This is a genomic window from Rubrivirga sp., from assembly GCF_049648075.1.
Taxonomy (GTDB): Bacteria; Bacteroidota; Rhodothermia; order Rhodothermales; family Rubricoccaceae; genus Rubrivirga.
Window position 1 is genome coordinate 1 of the sequence record NZ_JBARYR010000133.1, and the last position, 3,300, is coordinate 3,300.

Below are 3,300 nucleotides of genomic sequence, written 5' to 3' on the forward strand. Positions count from 1 at the left end.
GACCGAACTCCTACGGCGACGACCCGGAAGGCCGCGATGCTGTGGGCCTCTCCCCGCCGCCCGTGCGCACGACGCGGTCCTTCTCCTTCAGCGTAGGGACGGCGGACCACTCGGTCACCTTCGGGACAAAGGACCGCGACGACGCCTTCGAGGACGATCTCTTCGGCGACGACCCGTTCGACCGGTAGCGAGCCCGGACGACAGCGCACCGTCCTCGAGGGCGAGACAGCACAGCGGACCTCTCTTCTTGGCAGTCGCCCGGCCTCGAGGTCGCCGGCCCAACCCCCACAAAAAAGCGAGCGCCGGCCCCCCTCCCACAGGGGGCCGGCGCTCTGCTCGGCTGGGCGGGGCGAACTAGGGTTCGCCGTGACGGGCTCCTCCCAGTCGAGGTCCGCACGTCCCCCGGCCTCGAGGCCGGGAGAGAGTGGCTAGCGGACGACGCTGAGTTGCTGCGTCGCGGCGACGCCCTCGCCCTCGAGGCGGACGACGTAGACGCCGGACGGGAGCTCCGACGTCGCGACGACAACCGTCGACTCTCCGGTCCCGAACGTGCCCTCAGCGACGACGGCGACCTGGCGGCCGAGCACGTCGTAGAGCGCCACGCGCACGTCCTGAGCACGGTCGAGCGAGAACCGGACCGTCGCGTCGCCCGAGGTCGGGTTCGGGAACGCGGTCAGCGCCAGGACCGACTCGGCCGGATCAGCCACGTTCGAGACGCCGCCCTCGATGGCCAAGATGTCGAGCCCATCGAGGAGCGTCCAGCCCGTAAAGAACTGGCGCTCCGAGCCCGGGTCGAACGCGCCGATGTAGTCGACGTCGTCGAAGAAGTCACTGTCCAAGTTCGAGGCCGAGAAGTCGGCGTCAGGGAACCCGGCGACCGTCCCACGAGCGACAGTCACTGCGACCAGGTTGTCGTTGAACGTGTCGCCATCGGTGTCCTCCGTCGTCACCGAGATGCCGGCGTCCTGGAGGAAGTTGGCTTGCTCGAGGGCGACAGTCTGAGCGGCAGAGCCACCCGTCACGACCGCCGCGAACGTGTCGCCATCACCGAAGTCGAGGCCGAACACGTTGTTGCGGATGTCGAGGTCGTCCGTGCCGATAAGCGCGAGCGTCTCGTCCGACTCGAACGTGATCGCACGGCGGGGGCCGGACGCGAACACCGAGTTGTAGAACGAGCCGCCGGCGCCGTCGCGGAAGCGGAGCAGCCGCGAACCGGTCGAGAACCCGTCGAGGCCGGCTCCGACGAACGTGCCGTTCGAGACGACGGGGCTCGTGAGCGGCGTCGCGGCGAAGTTCTCCGGCAAGTTGTCGAACTCACCGGCCGAGTCCGAGTCGTCCGGGCTCTGAACGACGAGCCAGAACTGGCCGTTGCCGTCCCAGCCCTGGGCGTAGTCGAACGAGTCGTCGCCGGAGTAGGCGACCACGGCGTACTTCACGTCGACCGTCCCGCCGAACCACTCGATGCCGTCGTCGGTGTTGGCGAACACCTCGACGTACTCGATCTCGGTGCCGCTGCCGACGCCGCCGAGCGTGAGGCCGTTGATCTCGTTGTCCGCGCCGATCACCGCACCGCCGTGGCGGATCGAGACGTAGCGGAACGTGCCCGAGTCGTCCCCGGCGTTGCTGCCGCCGTAGACCGCGTTCTCAGCCTCAGGAATTCCTTCGATGGCGTTGTTCGTGACGCCGGTGTTGGTCGGAGCCGAGCCCAGGATGATCACGCCGCCCCACAGCCCGCGCTCGTTCGGCGCGATGTCGTCGAGCGTCGACAAGTCGTCGCGCTCGGCGGTAAAGATGATCGGGGCGTCGGCGGTGCCGTTGGCCTCGATGTTCGAGCCGCGCTTGACGATCAGGGCCGAGGCGAAGTCCGCGTTCGAGATGTCGTTGGCGGCCCGTCCCTTGACGACCGTCCCGGCCTCGATGGTCAGCGTTGCACCCGCGTCGACGAAGACGAGCCCGTCGAGGATGTAGGTGTTGTTCGCCGTCCACGTCGCGTCGCCGACGATGTCGTCGGTGACGATGATCTCGGCGTTGTCGATGGTGCCCTCGACCTCGAGGACGCCGATCTGGTCGACGAACGTCCAGTCGGTGAACCACTGGCGGTTGGCGTTCGGGTTGATCGCTCCGATGTAGCCGACCTGGCTGAAGAAGCCGCCGTCGTCGTCGGCAAAGTCGAACGTCGCGCCATTCGTATTGGCGACGTCGGTACGGTCGACCGTAACCGAGACCAAGTTGTCGTTGAACGTGTCGTTATCGGTGTCTTCGGTCGTGACCTCGATGCCCGTCTCCTGCAGAAAGTTGCTGGCCGACAACGCCGTCAGCTCGGACGGACGGACGCCGCCGATGATGTCGGCGAACGTCGTCCCGGCTCCGAACCCGAGGCCGAACACATTGTTCGCGATCGTCAAGTCGTCCGTGCCCAAGAGCGCTAAGGTCTCGTCCGACGCGAACGTGATGGCTCGGGAGCCACCGGCATCGAACACTGAGTTGTAGAACGAGCCACCAGCCCCGTCGCGGAAGCGCAGGATGCGGCTACCCGTCGAGAACCCGTTCTCACCAGGCCCAATGAACGTGCCGTTCGAGACGGTGGGCGTCGTGAGCGGCGTCGCGGCGAAGTTCTCCGGCAAGTTGTCGAACTCACCGGCCGAGTCGGAGTCGTCCGGGCTCTGGATCACCATCCAAAACTGGCCGTTGCCGCGCCAGCCTTGGGCGTAGTCGAACGAGTCGTCGCCGGAATAGGCCACGAGCGCGTACTTGACGTCGACGGTCCCACCGAACCACTCAATCCCGTCGTCCTGGTTGGCCAGGACCTCGACGTACTCGATGGTCGTGCCGCTCCCGACGCCGCCCAAGGTGAGCCCGTTGATCTCGTTGTCGGCGCCGATGTCTGCGCCGCCGTGGCGGATCGAGATGTAGCGGATCGTACCGGAGTCGTCATCCTCATCCGTTCCACCGTAGACGGCGTTTTCGGCCTCCGGAATGCCCTCGACGGGGTTATCCGTGACGCCCGTGTTGGTCGGCGCCGCGCCCAGGACGATGAGGCCGCCCCACAGGCCGCGCTCGTTGGCGGCCACGTCGTCCGGGTTGGACACGTCGTCGCGCTCGGCGGTAAAGATGATCGGGGCGTCGGCGGTGCCGTTGGCCTCGATGTTCGAGCCGCGCTTGACGATCAGGGCCGAGGCGAAGTCGCCCGTGCTGATCTCGTTGGCGGCCCGGCCTTTCACGACCGTTCCGGCGTCGATCGTGAGCGTCGCGCCCGCGTCAACGAAGATGAGACCGTCGAGGACGTAGGTGTTACCGGTC

Annotated in this window: 2 protein-coding genes; one reads left to right on the forward strand and one right to left on the reverse strand. The window is 67.1% G+C overall.

All coding sequences use genetic code 11. The annotated features are described in order from the left end of the window. Positions 1-188, forward strand: a 188-nt coding sequence (locus WBA11_RS03830; protein ID WP_424519401.1) for a hypothetical protein, incomplete at its 5' end; no start/stop codon positions are given. Positions 189-428: 240 nt separating this feature from the next. Here the strand turns inward: WBA11_RS03830 and WBA11_RS03835 are convergent. Further along, positions 429-3,300, reverse strand: a 2,872-nt coding sequence (locus WBA11_RS03835) for a T9SS type A sorting domain-containing protein (protein WP_424519402.1), incomplete at its 5' end; no start/stop codon positions are given.